This window comes from Actinomyces sp. oral taxon 180 str. F0310, from assembly GCF_000185285.1.
Classification (GTDB): Bacteria; Actinomycetota; Actinomycetes; order Actinomycetales; family Actinomycetaceae; genus Pauljensenia.
The window spans coordinates 1-1434 of sequence record NZ_GL622196.1; the positions used below are offsets into that span (position 1 = coordinate 1).

At 61.0% G+C, this 1434-nt stretch carries 1 protein-coding gene; it reads right to left on the bottom strand.

All coding sequences use genetic code 11. The annotated features are described in order from the left end of the window. Positions 1–4: 4 nt before the first annotated feature. Complete coding sequence (locus HMPREF9006_RS10085; RefSeq protein ID WP_009213504.1) at positions 5–1315, bottom strand: ISL3 family transposase; 1311 nt, start codon at positions 1313–1315, stop codon at positions 5–7. Positions 1316–1434: the final 119 nt, after the last annotated feature.

Below are 1434 nucleotides of genomic sequence, written 5' to 3' on the forward strand. Positions count from 1 at the left end.
CTCTTCATAATTGAGGGTGTAGTTGGGGTTTGAATCCTCCGGTTTCGAGGAGTGCTCGCGTGATGTAGTGGGTGAGGTTTCGGAATCCGAGTGCGGATCCGCGTAGGTGTTCGAGGCGGCCGTTGATGGCTTCGGTAGGACCGTTGCTGGTGTGGGGATGATCGAAGTAAGCCAAGATGTCTCCGGCTCGGCGTTTGAGCGTTCTGCCCAGCGTGATGAGCTCGGTCAGGCCCCTCGGTACGCGCGTGGAGGTCAGTGTGTTGATTTCGGCTTGCATCAGGGCCTTGCCGCGGATTTTGTTGGGATCGCGGTAGGCGTCGATAATACTCTGGTACACGCTCCAGGTGACTTCGAGTGCGACGTGGCAATCGCTGGCGAACAGGTCGAGGATCTGGTGTTGCTGGCGTGGGGTGAGCAGGCAGGATCTGGTGTGTAACATCCTGCGGGCCTTGTACAGGGGATCCGTGGCACGCCCGCGCCGATGGTGGAGTTCTTGCTGGATGCGCCTGCGGCACTCATCGAGAGCATCACCGGCGAGGTGTACGACGTGGAAGGGGTCCATGACCGCCCTCGCGTCTGGGAGCTCTTCGGCGGCGGCGCTCTTAAAGCCGGTGAATCCATCCATTGCGACGATCTCGATGCGTTCGCGCCACGTATCGGGCTGGGAGGCCAGCCAGGTTTTGAAGACCCGCTTGGATCGGCCCGGAATCATATCCAGGAGCCGGGAGGGACCACGACGGTCTCGTATAGGAGTCAAGTCCAAGATGACGGTGACGTATTTGTCCCCGTATGGGGTGTGTCGCCACACGTGTTCATCCACGCCAATGACGCACACCCCCTCGAAACGATCAGGATCATTGATGAGTATGCGCTGGCCTTCACCTAAGATCGCGGTATTGGCAGTGTTCCACGACACGGCCAATACGTCGGCGACGCGCGCCACCGTCAGATGGTGGACCACCAGGCCTACCAGCGCCCAGCGCACCGCTGCACGCGAGAGCTTCGCGCGCGGGTCGGCCGCTGCACTCATGTTTTGACGCCACACGTGAGCACACTCTGGGCAGCGGTAGCGGCGCACGCTCACGTGCAACATGGTGGGGTGCCACCCGTAGGGTACGTGAGCCAAGCGCCTGACCACCGTGTCACGTACGACGCCCTCGCCCCCACACTGTCGGCACCACCGATCCTCACCCACTACCTTGCAGGCCAAGACGGTCCGATCGTCTCCTACACGTTGACCCATCACTTCCAGTCCTAGGTCATCCAGGCCCGTGAAGGCGCTCAGATCAGGGCGATCAAAGGTAGCATTGGACATGTCGAGGTCTTTCAGATGGACGGTGTCGGAACCCCCATCATCGGAAGACCTCGACCTCTACCCCGCCACGACACGCCGAACCCCGCATACCACCCCCACACCCTCAATTATGAAGAGCC

Coding starts and splice junctions, on each gene's coding strand:
- HMPREF9006_RS10085 (WP_009213504.1), bottom strand. CDS start 1,315: ATGTCCAATGCTACCTTTGATCGCCCTGATCTGAGCGCCTTCACGGGC.